The sequence below is a fragment of the Terrimonas pollutisoli genome (assembly GCF_029360765.1).
In the GTDB taxonomy this organism is placed as follows: Bacteria; Bacteroidota; Bacteroidia; order Chitinophagales; family Chitinophagaceae; genus Terrimonas_B; species Terrimonas_B pollutisoli.
This window is the reverse complement of the sequence record NZ_JARKNA010000005.1, coordinates 203,874-222,743: the sequence shown is the minus strand read 5'-3', so window position 1 is coordinate 222,743 and position 18,870 is coordinate 203,874. Positions and strand designations below refer to the sequence as shown.

General features: G+C 40.9%; 20 protein-coding genes. 13 read left to right on the top strand and 7 right to left on the bottom strand.

Annotated features, from left to right (window positions below; translation table 11 throughout):
• Positions 1–125 precede the first annotated feature (125 nt).
• From P2W73_RS11565 to P2W73_RS11555, 3 genes are all read right to left on the bottom strand, one after another.
• Positions 126–1,325 (bottom strand): serine hydrolase domain-containing protein, encoded by a 1,200-nt coding sequence (locus P2W73_RS11565; protein ID WP_276502200.1) that lies wholly within the window; start codon positions 1,323–1,325, stop codon positions 126–128.
• 2 nt (positions 1,326–1,327) lie between these two features.
• Positions 1,328–1,963: a hypothetical protein gene (locus P2W73_RS11560; RefSeq protein WP_276502199.1), complete on the bottom strand. Its 636-nt coding sequence runs from the start codon at positions 1,961–1,963 to the stop codon at positions 1,328–1,330.
• Positions 1,964–2,026: 63 nt separating this feature from the next.
• Entirely contained in the window at positions 2,027–2,926 is a 900-nt protein-coding gene (locus tag P2W73_RS11555; RefSeq protein WP_276502198.1) for a hypothetical protein, read from the bottom strand.
• Between the two features lie 235 nt (positions 2,927–3,161).
• On the opposite strand from P2W73_RS11555, the gene P2W73_RS11550 reads away from it, so the two are divergent.
• From P2W73_RS11550 to P2W73_RS11540, 3 genes are read left to right on the top strand one after another with little or no spacing between them, the layout of a single operon-like run.
• On the top strand, positions 3,162–4,154 hold the full coding sequence (locus P2W73_RS11550; RefSeq protein ID WP_276502197.1) for a helix-turn-helix domain-containing protein: 993 nt from the start codon (positions 3,162–3,164) through the stop codon (positions 4,152–4,154).
• 33 nt (positions 4,155–4,187) lie between these two features.
• A complete protein-coding gene (locus tag P2W73_RS11545; protein ID WP_276502196.1) occupies positions 4,188–5,048 on the top strand; it encodes a hydroxymethylglutaryl-CoA lyase in 861 nt (286 codons plus the stop codon).
• Between the two features lie 44 nt (positions 5,049–5,092).
• A complete protein-coding gene (locus tag P2W73_RS11540; RefSeq protein ID WP_276502195.1) occupies positions 5,093–6,136 on the top strand; it encodes a GSCFA domain-containing protein in 1,044 nt (347 codons plus the stop codon).
• Between the two features lie 2 nt (positions 6,137–6,138).
• Here the strand turns inward: P2W73_RS11540 and P2W73_RS11535 are convergent, their stop codons facing one another.
• Positions 6,139–7,182: an aldose epimerase family protein gene (locus tag P2W73_RS11535; RefSeq protein WP_276502194.1), complete on the bottom strand. Its 1,044-nt coding sequence runs from the start codon at positions 7,180–7,182 to the stop codon at positions 6,139–6,141.
• Positions 7,183–7,205: 23 nt separating this feature from the next.
• Between P2W73_RS11535 and P2W73_RS11530 the strand changes: the two genes are divergently transcribed.
• Positions 7,206–8,360, top strand: a complete 1,155-nt coding sequence (locus tag P2W73_RS11530) for a galactokinase (RefSeq protein ID WP_276502193.1) — start codon at positions 7,206–7,208, stop codon at positions 8,358–8,360.
• A 2-nt stretch (positions 8,361–8,362) separates the two neighbouring features.
• Here the strand turns inward: P2W73_RS11530 and P2W73_RS11525 are convergent, their stop codons facing one another.
• The gene (locus tag P2W73_RS11525) at positions 8,363–8,971 is read right to left on the bottom strand and encodes a MiaE family protein (protein WP_276502192.1); all 609 of its coding nucleotides are present in this window, start codon (positions 8,969–8,971) and stop codon (positions 8,363–8,365) included.
• A gap of 158 nt (positions 8,972–9,129) precedes the next feature.
• On the opposite strand from P2W73_RS11525, the gene rpsO reads away from it, so the two are divergent.
• From rpsO to P2W73_RS11490, 7 genes are all read left to right on the top strand, one after another.
• Positions 9,130–9,399, top strand: coding sequence for a 30S ribosomal protein S15 (gene rpsO, locus P2W73_RS11520; protein WP_276502191.1), 270 nt, complete (start codon positions 9,130–9,132; stop codon positions 9,397–9,399).
• A gap of 234 nt (positions 9,400–9,633) precedes the next feature.
• Positions 9,634–11,799, top strand: coding sequence for a polyribonucleotide nucleotidyltransferase (pnp, locus tag P2W73_RS11515; protein WP_276502190.1), 2,166 nt, complete (start codon positions 9,634–9,636; stop codon positions 11,797–11,799).
• A gap of 51 nt (positions 11,800–11,850) precedes the next feature.
• Positions 11,851–12,666: a 50S ribosomal protein L11 methyltransferase gene (gene prmA / locus P2W73_RS11510; RefSeq protein ID WP_276502189.1), complete on the top strand. Its 816-nt coding sequence runs from the start codon at positions 11,851–11,853 to the stop codon at positions 12,664–12,666.
• A gap of 87 nt (positions 12,667–12,753) precedes the next feature.
• Entirely contained in the window at positions 12,754–13,425 is a 672-nt protein-coding gene (gene plsY / locus P2W73_RS11505) for a glycerol-3-phosphate 1-O-acyltransferase PlsY (protein WP_276502188.1), read from the top strand.
• Between the two features lie 93 nt (positions 13,426–13,518).
• A complete protein-coding gene (locus tag P2W73_RS11500; protein ID WP_276502187.1) occupies positions 13,519–14,331 on the top strand; it encodes a M48 family metallopeptidase in 813 nt (270 codons plus the stop codon).
• A 177-nt stretch (positions 14,332–14,508) separates the two neighbouring features.
• Positions 14,509–14,949 (top strand): hypothetical protein, encoded by a 441-nt coding sequence (locus P2W73_RS11495; RefSeq protein ID WP_276502186.1) that lies wholly within the window; start codon positions 14,509–14,511, stop codon positions 14,947–14,949.
• A gap of 52 nt (positions 14,950–15,001) precedes the next feature.
• Positions 15,002–15,544 carry a class IV adenylate cyclase gene (locus tag P2W73_RS11490; RefSeq protein ID WP_276502185.1) on the top strand — a complete coding sequence of 181 codons (543 nt, stop codon included), beginning with the start codon at positions 15,002–15,004 and terminating at the stop codon, positions 15,542–15,544.
• A 173-nt stretch (positions 15,545–15,717) separates the two neighbouring features.
• Here the strand turns inward: P2W73_RS11490 and P2W73_RS11485 are convergent, their stop codons facing one another.
• Positions 15,718–16,434 carry a hypothetical protein gene (locus P2W73_RS11485; RefSeq protein ID WP_276502184.1) on the bottom strand — a complete coding sequence of 239 codons (717 nt, stop codon included), beginning with the start codon at positions 16,432–16,434 and terminating at the stop codon, positions 15,718–15,720.
• A gap of 247 nt (positions 16,435–16,681) precedes the next feature.
• Here P2W73_RS11485 and P2W73_RS11480 point away from each other — a divergent pair, with 247 nt between their 5' ends.
• The gene (locus P2W73_RS11480; RefSeq protein WP_276502183.1) at positions 16,682–17,368 is read left to right on the top strand and encodes a hypothetical protein; all 687 of its coding nucleotides are present in this window, start codon (positions 16,682–16,684) and stop codon (positions 17,366–17,368) included.
• Between the two features lie 30 nt (positions 17,369–17,398).
• Here the strand turns inward: P2W73_RS11480 and P2W73_RS11475 are convergent, their stop codons facing one another.
• Positions 17,399–18,220, bottom strand: coding sequence for a hypothetical protein (locus tag P2W73_RS11475; protein WP_276502182.1), 822 nt, complete (start codon positions 18,218–18,220; stop codon positions 17,399–17,401).
• A gap of 207 nt (positions 18,221–18,427) precedes the next feature.
• Between P2W73_RS11475 and P2W73_RS11470 the strand changes: the two genes are divergently transcribed.
• Positions 18,428–18,853, top strand: coding sequence for an SRPBCC family protein (locus P2W73_RS11470; RefSeq protein ID WP_276502181.1), 426 nt, complete (start codon positions 18,428–18,430; stop codon positions 18,851–18,853).
• Positions 18,854–18,870 lie beyond the last annotated feature (17 nt).

Sequence of the window (18,870 nt, the reverse complement as noted above, 5' to 3'; positions counted from 1 at the left end):
TCGTTATTGATTTATCATGCTTGGGCTAAAGAAGTATGCTGCGCCAAAAAGAGAATCTCCGATGCCCGGAGATTCTGTATCGATTACGGTTTTTTGGGACCTAATCATCGGATGTTATGCCCCGATCATTTTAATGTCAGGTCCAGCAATTCGGCCTGAAACTGTTTAAATGTTTCTTTTAAAAAGCTGTCGGCATCGGTTCCGTAATTTACCAGCAGGGAGTGAGTAACTGCTGCCCTTCCGTTTACAGGCGGGAAGTAAAAGAGGTTAGCTGTATAACCAAGATCTCGGCCCGAATGACCCCATCCCGCATGAGGCTCCCTTTCAATAAATTTTTTCATTATTCCATAACCATACCTGTTCGTTCCATCTGATTTGCCAGTACGCATCATAGTATTTAATGAGGCCTGGGATAACAATGTTTTACTTATCAACAGGGCATCCAGAAAGTGATATAGGTCCACTACATTGGAATAAACCCCGTTATAACCCGCTCCGTTTCCGGTCATAAAATTCGATACATTGATGAGTGTATGATTTCGATACAAATCATAATAGCCCTGGGCTGTATAATCAGGTAATGCATCATTGGGATGGTAAAAAGTGCTAGTCAACCCCAACCTGTCTATTACTCTTTCCCGTAATAAATCGGCGTGATTTCGTCCGGAAATTTTATCAATAATCATCGCTAACAATAAGGTGTTGGTGTTGGAATAGATGGCTGTGTCACCTGGGTTAAAAACAGCCGGAGTGCCGCTAACAAATTTTAATAATTCTGTTTGTGTCCATAGTTTATTTGGCTTATTCAATACCTCAAGATAAAAATCATTTTCTTCGGCAACATCGGGAATACCCGATTCATGATTCATCAATTGCCCAAGAGTAGCCAGGCTGCCGTTCGGAACATTTTTTAGGATCGATTCCGGAAGCCAATTGCTTATTTTTCGATTAAGATCACTATACCTCAAATTTGTATTTACGGAATCTTCCATCATTAGGAAAACCAATGAGCCTATCATCAGTTTGGTTATACTGGCTACTTTTGAAACCTGGCAAGGGGCAAAATCTATATTGTTTTTTATATCGGCTTTTCCCACCGAACCTATCCAGGTGCCGTATCGGTCATTAATCAGAAGTGCAATCCCTGGCAATCCTAGTTTGTTGTACTTAACAATAAGCTTTCTATAGGCATCATTATTCGGGTGTAGTGTACTGCTGTCTATCCATGGAATTTGCGAAGTACCAAAGCCAGTAGGTGGAATTAAAGGTTTTTTACACGAGCTGATAAAAAACAATAATAGCAGTGTATATGTAGTTGGTTTCATAATTAGTTGTTTTTATTTTTTAATGGTATAGCCAAACCTGCCTTCATGATATTGTAAGGAAGAAGAGGAACATAAGAATGAATAAATGGGGTTTGAACACGCTGCTGGTAATGCAGGAAAAGAGTGCAGCCAGAAAGACTATTGAATTTTTTGCCAATTCCAAAACAGAGAGAAGCAGTAGCTTGTGATCGGCCAGAGCTAATTTTACTATACTGTTTGCTGTCTTCGATGCCATCAGAAAAAGTCTGGGTGGCAACAATTGCCCTCATATACCCGCCTCCCAGTTTTGATTCGATTGAAAAGCCAGCCGGAAGTTTGTACCGATAGCCCAACTCGGTATATAAGGTAATACTATGTTGTACCCATCTGTGGTATGAATACCCGAAACTGAAAGTTTGTGTCCAATCATGCTTTGGTCTTGTTTTCCAGTTAAAGCCGGTAGATAATTCAATCCCCGGGTGGTAATTGCCGGTGACTAGCTTCGTGAGTTTGCTAAATGGCATGGAGGGTTGTGAATTGGTAAAGGCAATGCTGACCGTGTGAAGTTTTCGGTTTTTAAATGGCGCTGGTTTTTGTGCAGCACTGGCGATGCTTAAAATTGTTACAAGCACCCACATTGATACAGGTTTTGGTCTCATGGTCGTTGGTTTAGTGGTGAATGATCTTGTTAATTTTAGGGTATTTAAGGGAGGCTATCGAAGCTATTTATAAAGCCCTGGCTCCAGGTGACCCAGTTTTTTGATTATATCTTTTTTTACTTCTTCCTTATTGGCATAGGAGCCTGCCCGGATCAAAAGGTTTCCATACATGTCCATCGTTACGGGATTAATGCTTGCGAAGCAGTTGGTAAGGGCATTATATTCATTCCATTTTCCCATATTCCTCCAGGCAGGCTGATAACAAATATCCCTGAACAGTTTACGACGCGGATATCCTGCTACTGCAGCTCTTTTCAAAAAAAGACCTGGTTTTGTCATTACCCAACTTTCACTGCCATAGATATTAGCTGCTTTTAGAATTCTTCCCAACGCAATCATCAGGGAGTCTCCATTCATTCGGGATTTATCATTGTAATCAACCGAATAACGATAGTAGGTCGCTCCTCCATAGCAGGAACCAATTACAATTTTTGTTTTATTACCTGAGTAAGCAGCAAGCTGCTGCAAAGGCTTAACTAGAGTGGAATCTTTCAGGGTATAATAACTTATTTCGTCCTTGCCTATAAAAAACAGAGAATATCCCTTTTTATACATTCCATGTGAGTCGAACCAGAGGGTACCAATGCGTGCATCAAGCTTTTTTAATTTGCGTTGCATCTTTGCACTGGCATGTTTTGCATCCCTTGCAACGATAGCTACAAACTTCCTTTTCCGAAATAGGCCTTTCAATTTTCCCCTGAGTATATTGAACCGGGAAGCGAGGTCGGGTTTCCCTTGTTTAGGCTTGCTTATGACAAAAAAGTTGAGTTTTCTTTCTCCGCCTGAGGCGACGATTTCTTTGTCAATGTCGGTATCATAAGCACCGGCTTGTAATTGACAATAACAACTATTGTAAATAAGGATACAGGTAAGCAGGGGGAAGATGGTTTTGGCTACTTGCATGGTTTTGATTTTTGTTCATTAATAATTCTTGATCAAAAATCAGTTGCTTTATGAGCGATACCTAAATGAAAATAGCGACGGTGCGATAGTGAGTTAGCAGTTTTTCGTTGTCGCCTATATCAAAAGGAGCATTAACCCAAAAATCAATAGCGAAATCATAAACATGAACAATGAGTTGCAGATGTCCGTAAATGACCTTTATAGTTTTACGGATTTTCCGTAATTTCCAATAAGCATGGAGACCAACGAACTGCAACAACAACTCTTCACTTATCTGAAAGAGAACATACCGCCGCATATTTCACTGGTGGATGAATTGTGTGATCTTCTTGACTTAAGTACCGACAGTGTCTATCGTCGCATACGAGGGGAAAAACCCATTTCATTGGCCGAATTAAAAAAAATATGCGAGCATTACCATCTTTCTATTGATCAGCTATTACAATTGCAGAACGACTCCGTACTATTCGATGCTCCGGGTATGAACACTGTGCCGGGAGAGTTTGTCGAATACGTAAAAGGGATGCTGAAGCAGTTCACCTATTTTAATTCTTTTAAATCAAAGGAGTTCTTATACCTGTGCAAGGATGTGCCCATCTGGTACTTTTATCTTTTTCCCGAAATGGCGGCTTTCAAGACTTTTTTCTGGTCTAAAACCATCAATAATCATCCGGCGCTCACACATAAGTCATTTTCACTGAAAGAATATCCTTATGAGGATTGTTTTGCTGTCGGGCAACAGGTATTGCAACTCCATAACCTGATTCCTTCGATCGAGTTATGGAACCTCGAAAGTATACACAGCACCATCAACCAGGTATCATATTATAAGGACGCCGGAAATTTCACAAGTTTCGATGATCTTAATGCGGTAATAAACTCATTTCATCAAATGCTCGCTCATTTGGAGTTGCAATCTGAAAAGGGAGTGAAATTTATGCCAGGGGCGACGGATGTTGCCTATAAAGCTCCAATCCAGTTTTATGTAAATGAATTGATTCTTGGCAATAATACCATGCTGCTACACCTTGATGATAAAAAGCTATCTATGGTCTCGTATAGCGTTTTCAACTATCTTTTTACAAGAGATGAACGGTTTTCGAATAAAATTGCAAATACGTTCAACACCCTGTTAAGCCGCTCCACTCTGATCAGCAAGACCGGTGAAAAGGACAGAAACCGTTTTTTTAATGCGCTTCGGGACAAGGTGAATTCCCTGAGAAAATAATCTTGCTGTTTCAATTATTACCTTTGTGTTTTCATGGATAACTCATTCATTAAACTTATTGAATGCCCACGGGATGCTATGCAGGGCTGGAAGACATTTATTCCCACCGAAAAAAAAGTAACTTATATCAACTCACTGTTGAAGGTAGGATTTGATACCATTGATTTTGGAAGTTTTGTTTCGCCAAAGGCTATCCCCCAAATGGCTGATACTGCTGAAGTGCTAAAAAAATTGCAGCTGGATGATAGCAAATCAAAATTACTTGCCATTGTAGCAAATCAACGTGGAGCCGAAGACGCAAGCGTATATAATGAAATAACTTACCTGGGGTTTCCTTTTTCCGTTTCTGAAACTTTTCAGCAACGCAACACAAACTCGTCTATCGCAGAATCACTCAGCCGGGTAGAAGAGATGCAAAACCTTTGCATCAAAACGGGAAAGGAGCTGGTGGTGTATATATCTATGGGCTTTGGCAATCCATACGGCGACCCATACGACGAAGACTTTGTTTTTGAATGGGTCAACCAGTTGGTAGCATTGGATATTAAAACCATTTCACTGGCTGATACGGTTGGAATTGCTGAAGTGGGGCAGGTGTATGATATGACCAATTACCTGGTTGAGTCGTTGCCGGGGATAGAGATTGGTGTTCACCTTCATTCTACTCCTGCTAATTGGGAGGAAAAATTACAGGCCGCTGTTAATGCAGGATGCAAGCGCTTTGACGGCGCTTTGAAAGGAATAGGAGGTTGTCCCATGGCGGATGACGAGCTGGTCGGCAATATGAATTCTGAATTAATGATTGAATATTTCAGGCAAAAAGGTCTGCTACCTCCATTGAATGAAGATGCATTAAAAGAAAGTTTGCGGATAGCAGGCGAGATCTTTGTGTAAGGAACAAGATACAAGGTACAGGACATTTAAACTTATCAATCACGATGGATTTCATGTTGAATTTTGAACCTAAAAAGCTATCAAGGCCGATCAATTACCAGGATAAATTACTGTTAATAGGATCCTGTTTTACGGAGCATATCGGTAATGCATTAGGCGATGCAAAATTTTCATTGTTGCAAAACCCCAATGGTATTTTATTTGACCCGGTAAGTGTTTGCAACAGCCTTATTTCTTACATCCACAATAAAAAATATACCGGGGCTGATCTGTTTCAACTAAATGAAGTATGGAATAGTTGGCAACATCATAGTCGGTTTTCTCATATAGATAAAAACGAAGGATTGCGCATAATTAATGATTCGCAACAAAGAGCCCATGAATTTTTAAAGCAAGCAGATTGGGTGATTATAACATTGGGTTCTGCATTTTACTATTTGCTCACAGACCAGGCGCAAAAAACAAACGAGGTTTCGAAAAGCGGGGTTGGAGCGATGGTGGTCCCGACAATATGTCGGGATCGGGAGGGGGTTGCCAATTGTCACCGGGCGCCGGCGCAATGGTTCAATAAATATTTGCTGACCATTCCGGAGATCATTGAGTCCCTCGACCTCTGTATGCACCAGTTACTTCAATTTAATTCAAAACTGCAGATCATTTTCACTATCAGCCCGGTCAGGCACTTGCGGGATGGCGTGGTAGAGAATAATCGCAGTAAGGCGAGGTTGATCGAAGCTGTCCATCACATGGTTAATAAATTTGACAAACTGCATTATTTTCCGGCTTATGAACTGGTGATCGATGTATTGCGTGATTACCGCTTTTACGATATTGATTTTGCTCATCCTAATTATTTGGCGACAGATTTTGTCTTACAAAAATTTAGTGCATCCTGTCTTGATGATGAGGCAAGGCAAATAATGGAAGAGTTGAAAAAGATCAGCATTGCCAGGAAGCACAGACCTGTTCAACCGGCGACTAATGCACATAAGCAATTTTTGAAGTCACAGGCTGATAAAACAAGGGAGTTGCAGTCAAAATATCCTTTTCTTGATTTGAAAGAAGAGCTGGAATATTTTAGCTCTTAGTATCAGGACTCAGTTACTTTGTACATCGTGCTGGTATGATATGTTTCTCCCGGTCGCAGTATCGTACCTGGAAATGCGGGAATATTGATTGCGTTCGGCTGCTTTTGTGTTTCAAAACAAAATCCACTAAAAGGCCCGTAACTTTTAGTGGTGATACCGTTTAATTGCGGTATCCATTTACCGGTATAAAAATGAACCACAGGTTCGTTAGTGTACACTTCAAGTTTCAGCCCGGATTGATTGGAGTAAGCAGTTGCAGCAAGTGTTAGCTTATCCGCATCTTCATTATCTAATACAAAAGTTTGATCATATCCATCAGCAGCAATCCAGTCCTTGTCTATTTGCTTAAAATTGCGAAAGTCATATTGCGTGTTAGCTACAGCTATGCTTTTACCGGTCACAACAAAGTTGTCATCCTGCTCCAGTATTGACCCAGCATTGATCTTTACCATATGTTTACCGATCGTACCCTCTCCATTGTCAAGATTGAAGTAGCTATGGTGAGTCAGGTTAACAGCGGTTGGTTGATCTGTTTTTGCAGTATACTCATAGATCAGCTCATCATTATTTGTAAGTTCAAATTCAATTGTCACGTCAAGATTGCCCGGGTATCCTTCTTCGCCATCGGCACTCCGGTATTTTAATGCAAGCTTGTTGTCCGTATGGGAAAGAGGTGTCCATACTTTCTTGTCGAAACCTTCATGCCCGCCATGCAGATGATCGGTGATTTTATTTTTTGCCACCGAATAGGTTTTCCCGTCAATGCTGAATTCACCACCCTTGATCCGGTTGGCATACCGGCCGATGGCAGCGCCAAAATAGGGATAGCCATCCAGATATTCTTTTGATAAATAATCTTCGACCTTGTCAAACCCCAATACAATATCATTAATGGTCCCATCCGTTTGTTTGACTTTGAAAGAGGTGATGATGGCTCCATAGTTGGCAATAGAAACTTCCGTTCCTTTAGCATTGCTTAATGTAAACAAATAAATATCTTCACCCCGCGAATTTGTGAAACAATATTTCTTATTCGGCTTTTTCATGGCTTAAAAATAACGCAAGACAGATGACAAAAAGTGAATTGCAGGAAAACTTCCGCAATCGTTTCCATAAAGATGCTACTGATTTTTTCTTTTGCCCCGGACGTGTTAATTTAATTGGCGAACATATCGACTATAACGGTGGGAAAGTGATGCCCTGTGCTATTTCAAGAGGAACTTTCCTGGCTATTGCAAAGAATACTGACAAAAAGCTGAGATTGCAATGTCTTAATTTTCCTGAAACGGCAGAGTTGCACCTGCAGACTTCCTATGCAAAAACAGGAAAAGAATGGTTTAATTATCCGCTGGGCTCTCTTAACCAATTGTTGCAGGAAGGACATACCATTTCCGGATTGGATATGTTGTTTTACGGCAACCTGCCTATCGGCGCCGGGCTTTCTTCATCGGCTTCTATCGAAGTGCTGACGATGTTTGCGGCAAATGAGCTCTTTCAGCTCGATATTTCCAATATCGAAATTGCAAAGCTTGGTAAGAAAGTAGAGAATGAGTTTATTGGTCTTAATTCCGGTATTATGGATCAGTTTGCCGTTGCAATGGGAAGGAAAAATAAGGCGATCTTGCTAAACTGTGATTCACTGGAATACGAATACCTTCCTTTTGAAATTGGCGATTATGTGTTAGCTATTATTAATAGCAATAAGCCCCGGACATTAGCCGATTCGAAATACAACGAACGATTCAGGGAATGCGGTGCCGCTTTAAAGCTTTTGAAAAAGGAACTTACGGTTACTCACTTATGCGATATTGATTCCAGCACTTTTCATACGCATAAACATTTGATAAACGACGCCGTTCTCGAAAAAAGGGCGTTGCATGTTATCACTGAAAACGAAAGAGTGAAAGAGGCCAAAAATGCGTTGCAATTAAATCAGCTGGATCGGTTTGGGGAGTTGATGTATGCATCCCATCAGTCTTTGCAAGAGTTGTACGAGGTATCCGGAAAGGAGCTAGATACTATAGTTGAATTTTGCAAAACTCACGATGGCTGTATTGGTGCAAGGATGACTGGGGCAGGGTTTGGTGGTTGCGCTATTGCCCTGGTAAAAAAAGACAGCTTCAATGATTTTTCAAAAAAACTGGTTAGCTATTATAAAGAGAAGATAGGATATGAACCGGAAGTATTTGCATCAGTGATCGGTGATGGAGTGAAAAGTATATAATTTTAATGTATCCTGTCGCCCCTTACTTCCAGGCTGCTCATTATTGCCGTTTCATAGTCCAGCCACTCCGTCCAGCGACGACGAACTTTTTCTTTGTCAATATAGGTTTCGGCAAGGTCTATAAAAAGGGTATAATGTCCTGCTTCACTTTCCATGAAGCGACGATAGAAGTTTTTCAGATATTCATCATCCAGTCCCTCGCTAAGGCGTTTAAACCGCTCACAGCTCCGGGCTTCAATCAGGGCCATCATCAGCAACTTGTCAAGAAATCGTGACTCTTCGCTGCCACCCTTGGCTTCAAATTTCAATAGCTCGTTTACATAAAGGTCCTTGCGTTGACGCCCCAGTTTGAGCTTACGTTTATGTAATTCAGCCAGCACCAAACGAAAATGCCCCCATTCTTCGGTCACAATCGGAGATAGTTCTACAACGAGCTTTTCCTTTTCGCTGTAGCGTTGAATTAGAGAAATACAGGTTAATGCGGCCTTTTGCTCACAATAGGCATGGTCGGTTAATATCTCTTCCAGGGATTTTTCGGCCAAGTTCACCCACCGCGGGTCGGTAGGAAGCTGAAGACCAAGGATGTTTTTAGTGTCTTGCGAAAGCTCCATCCGGCAAAAATAAGCAGGAGAAGGTAAAAAGGCTTTAATTTACGGGTTCCAGGTCAATTTTTGCCATCCTTTCTTTTGCCATTAAATTTAGTTGCCTTACCTTTGCCGCCACAAAATATTTAGGTTACTAATCGGATGAAAATTTAAAAAAGACAAAGATGCCTTTAACAAAAGAAAAAACAGCCAACATTTTCAAAGAATTTGGTGGTTCTGCTACAAACACTGGTTCTATCGAAGGACAGATCGCTCAATTGACCGAGCGCATCAGCCAGATCAGTGCCCATCTTCAGCAAAACAAAAAAGATTTCTCTACTCACCGCGGTTTGATGGTAATGGTTGGAAAACGCAAGAGCTTGTTGAACTACCTGCAAAAACACAACCTGACTGGTTATCGTCAATTGATTGAGAAACTTGGAATAAGAAAATAAGACGGCCGATCCCCATTGAAGGGGAGTTAGGATGGTCTTTTATTCTGAAGTTTCTTTATCCAAAATATAAAGAACAGAATTATTATAAATGATTATTCCCAACCTCTTCAAGGATGTTGGGAATAACTGTTTTTGGTACACAGGTGTTTTACCGCCTTGTAGCTTCAACAAATTGCAAACTTTATCCTGAAATCGTTTGACTAATTCTATGTCAAACTTCAAACTTCACAAACTATGTTACAACAACCTATTCGTAAAACATTTGATATAGGCGATGGCCGCCAGGTTACTATTGAAACAGGCAGGCTGGCCCGCCAGGCTGATGGCGCCGTCACAGTTTCTATGGGCAACTGTATGTTATTAGCTACCGTGGTAGCAACTCAGGAGCCAAAAGAGGGGCAAAGCTTTTTCCCTTTATCTGTAGACTACCAGGAAAAATTTGCTGCTGCAGGCCGCATTCCCGGTTCGTTCTTTAAAAGAGAAGCTCGCCTAAACGACTATGAAGTGCTGGTAAGCCGGTTAATTGACCGTGCATTAAGACCTTTATTCCCCGAAGATTATTTCTGCGAAGTACAGGTATTGGTATCACTGATATCAAGTGATGATCAAATCTTGCCTGACGCTCTTGCTTGCCTGGCAGCATCTGCTGCTTTAGCGGTTTCAGATATTCCCATTAAAGAAATCATTTCAGAAGTAAGAGTGGGAAGAGTAAACGGGCAGTTGAAGATCAACCCCAGCCGTGAAGAGATGGAGAAATCAGATCTTGATTTTATAGTGGCGGCTACTGATAAAAACCTGATGATGGTGGAAGGTGAAGCCAAAGAATGTAGTGAGGCTGAATTGGTGAGTGTGTTACAAGCAGCCCACGACGCCATTCGCATACAGGTAAAGGCGCAGGAAGAACTGAGAGCTCTAAAAGGAATTACAGCAAAAAGAGAATATACCAAACCTGAAACTGATCCAGCTCTTGAAGAAAAAGTGTATGCTTTTGCGAAGCAAAAAGTTTATGAGGTAGCAAAAGCTAAATTCAGCAAACACGAACGTAGCGACAAATTCGCTGCCATCAAAGATGAACTGATGGAGCATTTGAAAGCAGGTTTGGCTGAAGGAGAGGAAATGCCTGATCTGACAAAAAAACTCGCAAATAATTATTATAACGACCTGCAATACTATGTTGTTCGTGACATGATATTGGATGAAAAAGTTCGTCTCGATGGACGTGGACTTGAAGATGTTCGTGCCCTCGATATGGAAGTAAATGTGTTACCATCACCCCACGGTTCTTCTTTATTCACGAGAGGCGAAACACAATCATTAACCACTGTCACTTTAGGTACGGCGTTAGATGATTTGTTGGTGGAGAGTGCCGCAAAATCGGTTGACTCAAAGTTCTACCTGCATTATAATTTCCCTCCTTTCTCTACCGGTGAAGTGAAAATGATGAGGGGGCAGAGCCGTCGTGAAGTTGGTCACGGAAATCTGGCCATGCGTTCATTAAAGCAAATGATGCCTTCTGGCGATTTTGCATACACCGTTCGTGTTGTGAGTGATATCCTTGAGTCAAATGGTTCGTCTTCGATGGCGACAGTTTGCGCCGGCTCATTAGCGTTGATGGATGCGGGTGTTCCTATTCCGAAACACGTTTCCGGTGTGGCAATGGGTTTGATCACTAAAGGCGATAAATATTCTGTTTTAACAGATATACTGGGCGACGAAGATCACCTTGGTGATATGGATTTTAAAGTAACCGGTACCCGTGATGGTATTTGCGGTGTTCAAATGGATATCAAAGTGGATGGCCTTAGCATGGAAGTAATGAAGCAGGCCCTTGACCAGGCACGCCGTGGTCGTTTACATATTTTGGATGCGATGTATAATTGCATTCCTGCGGCTAACGCTGAGGTGAAAGAACATGCACCACGTATGGTGAAAATGTTTATTGACCGTGAATTTATCGGGGCTGTTATCGGACCAGGCGGTAAAGTGATCCAGGAAATGCAAAGAGAGACAGGTACTACTATCAATATTGAAGAAAAGAATAACAGGGGAGAAGTGAGTGTGTTTGGTGTGAATAAACTAGGTGTTGAAAAAGCCGTATCAATCATCAAAGGCATTGTAGCCATACCAACCGTCGGTGATGTTTATGATGCAACGGTAAAATCAATTATGCCATTCGGTGCGTTTGTTGAATTCCTGCCTGGTAAACAAGGATTGGTTCATATCTCTGAGATAAGCTGGAAACGATTGGAAACATTGGAAGGAATCGTAAAAGAGGGTGATACTTTCAAAGTTAAGCTGATCGGAACAGATCCAAAATCAGGTAAATTCAAATTATCAAGGAAGGCTTTGATCCCAAAGCCTGAGATGAAGCCGAGGGAAGAATCGCCAAAAGGTGAATAACAAAATAAAAAATAAAACCCTGACTAGTTCAGGGTTTTTAATTTTTCATAAATGGGGCAGTATATCCAAATCGAATTTCAACATATATCGCAGGAACAATCTGATATCCTTATTGCCCAATTGAGTCAAATCGGGTTCGATGGATTTGAAGAAGGTGAACATGTGCTGAAAGCTTTTATCAGCTCTGATGACTATGATGAAAATTTGCTTAAAACAATTGCAGCGTCAGGAGGATTAAATTTTTCAAAAACAATTATTGAAGAAACCAACTGGAACCAACTTTGGGAATCTAGTTTTTCACCCGTGGTTGTTGGCGACTTTGTCGCTGTACGAGCCGATTTTCATGAACCAATTGAAGAGGTAAAGTTTGAAGTGGTCATCACACCGAAGATGAGTTTTGGGACAGGCCATCATGCAACCACCTATTTGATGATGCAACAGATGGAACAACTGGATTTCGCAGACAAAAACGTTTTGGACTTTGGCACAGGTACCGGTGTGCTGGCAATTCTTGCCGGGAAATTGGGTGCAAATAAAATCGTAGCGATCGACAACGACAAATGGAGCATAGAGAACGCAGCCGAAAATATCAAACGAAATACCTGCTCAAGAGTTGACTTGCAGTTGAGGGATAGCGCAAGTTTGCAGGACAAGTTTGATATTATATTGGCCAATATCAATAAGAACGTAATACTCGACAACCTTGAGACTATTGCCAGGCAAATTAATCCCGGTGGAACTATTCTTCTCAGCGGATTATTGACTGATGATGAGCAGGATATTTTGATACAAGCCCGCAATTTTGGCCTTAAGTTTCGCCAAAGAGCTGAAAGAGATAATTGGTTGCTTCTTAATCTTTCACCGTAATTTCTGCAGATTTTTCTGTTAAATTAACGTTACCTTCTTGGTGATTTTGTTGTATTTTCGTTATTCAACATCAACACCAAAGATTCTATGAACGAACTATTAGTCATCGTTCTCGCTTATTTAATTGGTAGCATTCCTACATCAGTTTGGGTTAGCCGATCTTTTTTTGGAATTGATATTCGTGAATATGGTAGCGGCAATGCCGGCGCTACTAATACCTTTCGTGTTTTGGGACCCAAATGGGGTACGGTGGTCATGATCGTTGACATGCTCAAGGGCACAGTAGCTGTTAATCTTGTTTTATTACTTCCTCAATACGCAGATAGCGAAACGCTTTCTTTAAATCTTCAGATCTGCCTTGGTCTTGCAGCAGTTCTGGGGCATATTTTCCCTATTTGGGCTGAGTTCCGCGGGGGTAAGGGTGTGGCTACATTATTTGGCCTGGTGTTGGGCATTTCTCCATGGACTGCATTATCCTGTTCAGGAGTTTTTCTTTTGGTCCTGTTTCTTACACGCTTTGTTTCTTTAAGTTCTATAATGGCCAGTATAGCATTTCCGATTTTCATATTGGTGATTTTTAATGTCGATAATCCCGTCTACAGGGTATTTGCGATTGCAGTTGCCCTGATGGTAATTCTCACCCATCAAAAGAACATTGGCCGTCTCCTCAGAGGCAGTGAGAGCAAAGTACCGGTGTTAAAACATCGTGATCGTCGCCGGCAGCGCCGCAGGGAAAATGCTGCTTTTCGTAATCAATAAGTAAGTCCTTAAAAAAAAATCTTAACATCTTAACGAAGTAGTTGCGTTGTATTTTGGTACAATGATTGAATTTTGTACTATAAACAGTTTAAAATGCTAAAAAGAATAAGCTATTTTTTATTAATCAGTACTGTTGTTATTGCCTGTTCAAAGAATACGATAACAGGACGTAGCCAATTAAAACTTTTGCCTGAATCACAGTTGCAGGCAATGGCTACAGAGCAGTACCAGCAATTTTTGAATACCAACAAAGTAGTTAGTGCTTCATCTAACCGGGATGCTGAAATGGTAACTAGAGTTGGCCAGAGAATTTCTAGAGCGGTGGAACAATTCTATGCTTCTAAAGGATTGTCGGGTGAGTTAGAGGGTTATAAATGGGAATATAAGTTGGTAGAAAGTAAAGATGTAAATGCATGGTGTATGCCAGGCGGTAAAATTGTCGTCTATACAGGTCTGCTGCCAATTACCCAAAATGAAGCTGCTTTGGCAGCGGTTATGGGTCACGAGGTTTCACATGCTATTTTTAACCATGGCAATGAAAGAATGAGCCAGGCAATGGGAGCCGAAGCGGTCGGCATGGGTTTGCAGGTTGCTCTCGCTAATAAACCAGCCGCCACTCAAAATCTTTTTCTGCAGGCTTTTGGTCTGGGATCACAGGTTGGAGTATTGCTACCCTTTTCCCGTAAGCATGAACTCGAGGCTGACCGCTATGGATTAATTTGGGCGGCTATGGCGGGCTATAATCCCCGTGAAGCCATTGCTCTTTGGGAAAGAATGGAAAAGGCCTCAAATGGCCAAAAACCACCTGAGTTTTTAAGTTCCCACCCCTCTGAAGGAACCAGGAGAGAACAGCTGGAAAGGTACATGCCGGAAGCGCTTAAATATTATAAACCGGTTAACCGATAAAATAGATTTGCATCAAGTAATCCCGTCCAAATTCAGTCTGGACGGGATTTTTATTTGATTCAGGCTGGTTAAACCGGCCATTTTCACCTATCTTTGCACTCCCGTTAATGAAAACTCTGACAATGGGCACTATGCGTAGTGTAATTGTCTGAAACTCTTTAAAATAACTTGAAAAGTATGTCTCAAACAGTATTTGAAAAGTTACAACTGGCAGACGAAAAGAATTTATTGATTCAGGGTTTGCCTTCCTCCATCGAAAAGCAATTCAGCAAATTATCCTTCGCCAAAAACATGACCCCGCTTCTGAAAAACAGGAAGATTGATTTTGCCTTGGTGTTTGCTGTGAATGAAAATCAATTAAATGGTATTTTAAAAGACGTAATGCCGTCATTAAAAGGAGAAAGTAAGTTTTGGGTAGCCTATCCAAAAACTACTTCAAAAATCGTTACCGATCTTAATCGTGAGTGCAGCTGGAACAGGCTCACCTGCGAAGGTTATGAAAGTATTGAAAGAGTTGAACTTGATCATGTTTGGAGTGCTATGCGTTTTGTGAAGGGGGAGGATACAACTGAAGTTACCCCTGCGAGAAAAAGAAAGGCGGCCGCACTAGCAGAATAATTTATTCGTTAAAACTTAATTAGGTTTGTTGTTTATCAGCAAACCTTTTTTTATGCCTTTTTTGAACGTAGAAATAAAAGCCAGATGTAGTAACCCAGGAGCTATTCGAAGCTATTTAAACCAACAGAAAGCTGATTTCAGGGGTATAGACGAACAGGTAGACACTTATTTTTCGGTCCGAAATGGCCGGTTGAAACTGCGTGAGGGAAATATCGAGAATAACCTGATCTTTTACGAACGGGAAAATCAATCAGGCCCCAAACAATCTCATTTTGACCTCGTGAAAATCGGGGATGTTGCCGGGCTAAAAGCGGTACTCACAAAATCAATCGGTGTAAAAGTGGTTGTTAAAAAAATCCGGGAAATCTATTTTATTGACAATGTAAAATTTCATATTGACGAAGTGCCGGGACTCGGATCATTTGCAGAAATAGAAGCCAGCAATATCAATGCTGATCTTTCCAGGCAGCAACTTCAGGAGCAATGTGATTTCTATATGAAAGAATTTGAAGTAAAGCCGGAGGACCTGCTTCAGTTTTCTTATAGTGATATGCTGTTGGAGAAAGATACAATTATTGAAGACCAAACATATTAATAGCGTTTTAAAGTTATATACCTGTTTTTATTCTGGTTGGATCAATGCGATGGCGCAGGATGCCTGCTACTGAGATACAAGAACAATAAGATACCCCATCTATATCTTTCGATTTGGGTCTTTCCGGTTTGGTAAAATGAGTTTCTTTCCCCTTTTTTGTTATAACTAAATGATCAATTCAAGCCGGGCCGTTTAGCATTATCGTTCATATCATGATCTTGCATTTTGTTGAGGTGCTGATATAGCTTTTTTATTCTGTCATACAAAACGGCGGAGTCATTTACAAGCACGGTTTGATGTTTTGCCCAATCCGTGTATTGATCCAGACACGTTTCCTGCAGGTTGGCAATTGCCATCCATTTTGCACGAAACTCATTCATATCTTCATCAAAACAGCGGATATCAATTTCCATGATTTCACAATTGCTGAAAAGTGGCTCCGTAAATTCTTTTTCAAAAAGCTCGACTTTATCATCAAAGTCTGTGAATCTTTTGTATACCACGTTGAACTGGTTATGCATCGGTAGCATAATGCCCCAATAGCTACTGCGTATGTTTTGAAATTCATTCAGCACTTTGTTGATTTCCTCCGGCCGGATGTTGAAAGGACCTGGAGTAACTTCATTTTCTGCTCCTATGCCGATCATGCATTCAGTTCGTATGATCTTCTCACGAAGTTTATCAAAGGCCTTTTTTACATTTTTGAATTCTGCAGCTACTATTTCAATTACGGGGTTCAGTTGCAGCAACTGGTTTTTAATGGTGGCCAATTCATCGTGCAGTTCCTTATATCGTTCAATGAATATGGTTTCGAATTGGCTGAGGGTGGCTTCAGATTTATAGCTGAAGTGGATCCGTTTTAGCGGATGGAGGATAACGGTGGGTTTCATAAAATATGGTTTTTAAGAATTGGATATTTAAAAATAACTAATATGAAAATCTAAATTGTGAGTATTACTACGTGATTTTCCACGATAATGTTACGCTTGATACTGCGTAGAAATAATTGGCAATGCAACCGGCTGGGAAAATATCGCATCAGACTTACAAACAGTGGGGTTACTACAAATTGCTCTAAAGCACCTCATTATTTACATTGACACGGAAAATGAGTATGTTTAAATTAAAAAAATAACTATGCGCAGTTTTCTTTCTGTACTGCTATTATTAATGATAGGCGATGCTGCCGTCTCCCAGCAATTAAGCCAGGCTAGTTTTTCAGGCGCCAGCACCTTAACTTATTTTAGTTTTCTTACCGATCAGGATGTGCTTATACGTGTTTCTGAAGATGGTAGATTATTGGAATGGGGGACAGAACTGAGATCAGAACGGAACAATAATTATTATGCGCCCAAACTACAGCCATTTATGGGGAGGGTTGACTACTACGGCAATGAATCTGATACGGCTTTCAAAGGCAAGGTAAAAAATATCGGCACCTGTACGATCACTTATTACGGGCCATTGGAAACACCCGGTAAAGCCGGAAAATTAAAAACAATTGGCCGGATCAGTCTTGATTATTATACCAATTATGACAACGCTGCATTAAAAGGTAAACTTAGGTTTATAGGTACGCAGATTTTAGAATATTATTCATCGGTAGAAAATGAGGCCATCAGGGGAAAGTTAAAATCGATTGGGAACACGCCTATTACTTACTTCTCGTCATTTGATGATAAAATGTTGAGAGGAAAAATAAAAAGCATCGGTACTCTCATTTTGCAATGGTATACGTCGCTTGATCGCCAGGGACTCGGAGGTTCGCTGAAGTCAGGATTGTACCGGCAAAATGTAAATGGCATAACTTATATTCTGCGATAGCGGACCTTGGCCGAATCCAATCTCAATAGGTTATTTTTCTCTGTTCAAAATATAACTGAAGTCCTCATCGCCGGTTAATGGGTGTCCATTTTCATCGGTAAAAAGAAGGATGTTTTCATCCGCTTTTAAAAGCTTTAGAAATATTTTGCTGTTTTCATCCTTTAACTCGTATATGAATTGTCCATCTTTTGTCGAACGAATTTTCCAGCGGCCTGTTTTGCCATCTACTTTTCGCCAGGGTGTTCCCCATACCTTATAGGTCGTCGGTTTATGGTTGGCTGCATCAGCATAGAACACAAGTTTCCATTTCAGTTTATAACATGAAGTTCCATTGGGAATGATACCAGGCACGGCACATGGCGTTCTTCCGGTGTACAGCATTGAGTCCGGTAAGCTGGCTGTTTGGGCTGTTATATTGAGTTTGCTGGTTTCGACCGGTGATAAGCTGTTTAGCACATAACTCCAGCCTGAGTTTCCGATTAAAAGATTATTGTTGAAATCTGCGAGATGAAGTAAGTTCTCATTCAATTCCAACAGTTTTAGTTCCTTTCCATTTTTTAAAAGGATATAAAAATTATTATCGTGCCTGCATTCGCCTGTAAACTGTACCGACTTGCCACCGCTTATAAACCCATTGGTATTGGGCTTGCCCACTCCATAGTTACAAATCAGGGTATAATTGTTTTTATCAATTAATAATTTCCACCGCATAAAATCAATCGAGTCTGCTGGAGGGATGCCGAAGAAAGATCGGACAACAGCACCAACAGGAGTGCTTCCTGTGTACGATTTTTCTTTGCTGTTTACGCAGGACGAAAACAGGATCAAAACAAACGCAAGAATGAATCGCATACTATTGAATTTAGGTCTAAACTTCGGATTGTTTTCTTGATCTTCTACGCTAAGTTCCACTAAGGGACCGGTTTTCTTGACGAAAGGAATAGTATGGTTGCCATGTTGTCGCAAACAACCTTTTTATTGTCGCTTTCACACAGCCGATAGAACATACGGTTGCCAGATATTTGTAACGTAAAACGAAATAATAAAAAAAATACAGCAATGGAAACACAAGAAAAAACCATCATCACAGTAGAAAATACCGTGAATGCACCGGTACAAAAAGTATGGGAGTACTGGACAAAGCCTGAGCATATTACACAATGGAACAACGCTTCGGATGACTGGCACACACCATGGGCAAAAACCGATCTTCGGGAAGGTGGAAGTTTTAGTGCCCGTATGGAAGCAAAGGATGGTAGCATGGGCTTTGAGTTTGCAGGTGTTTACGACGTTTTGCGGATCAATGAGTATATCGAATACACGCTTGGCGATGGCCGGAAAGTGACAATTAGCTTTACACCTGCCGGCAATACGACCAAAGTAGTAGAAAGTTTTGAAGCGGAAGGCACTCATTCCATTGAAATGCAAAAAGGCGGCTGGCAGGCGATTCTCGATAATTTTAAAAAATATACTGAAGCGAATTAACCTGAGCCTTTGACTTC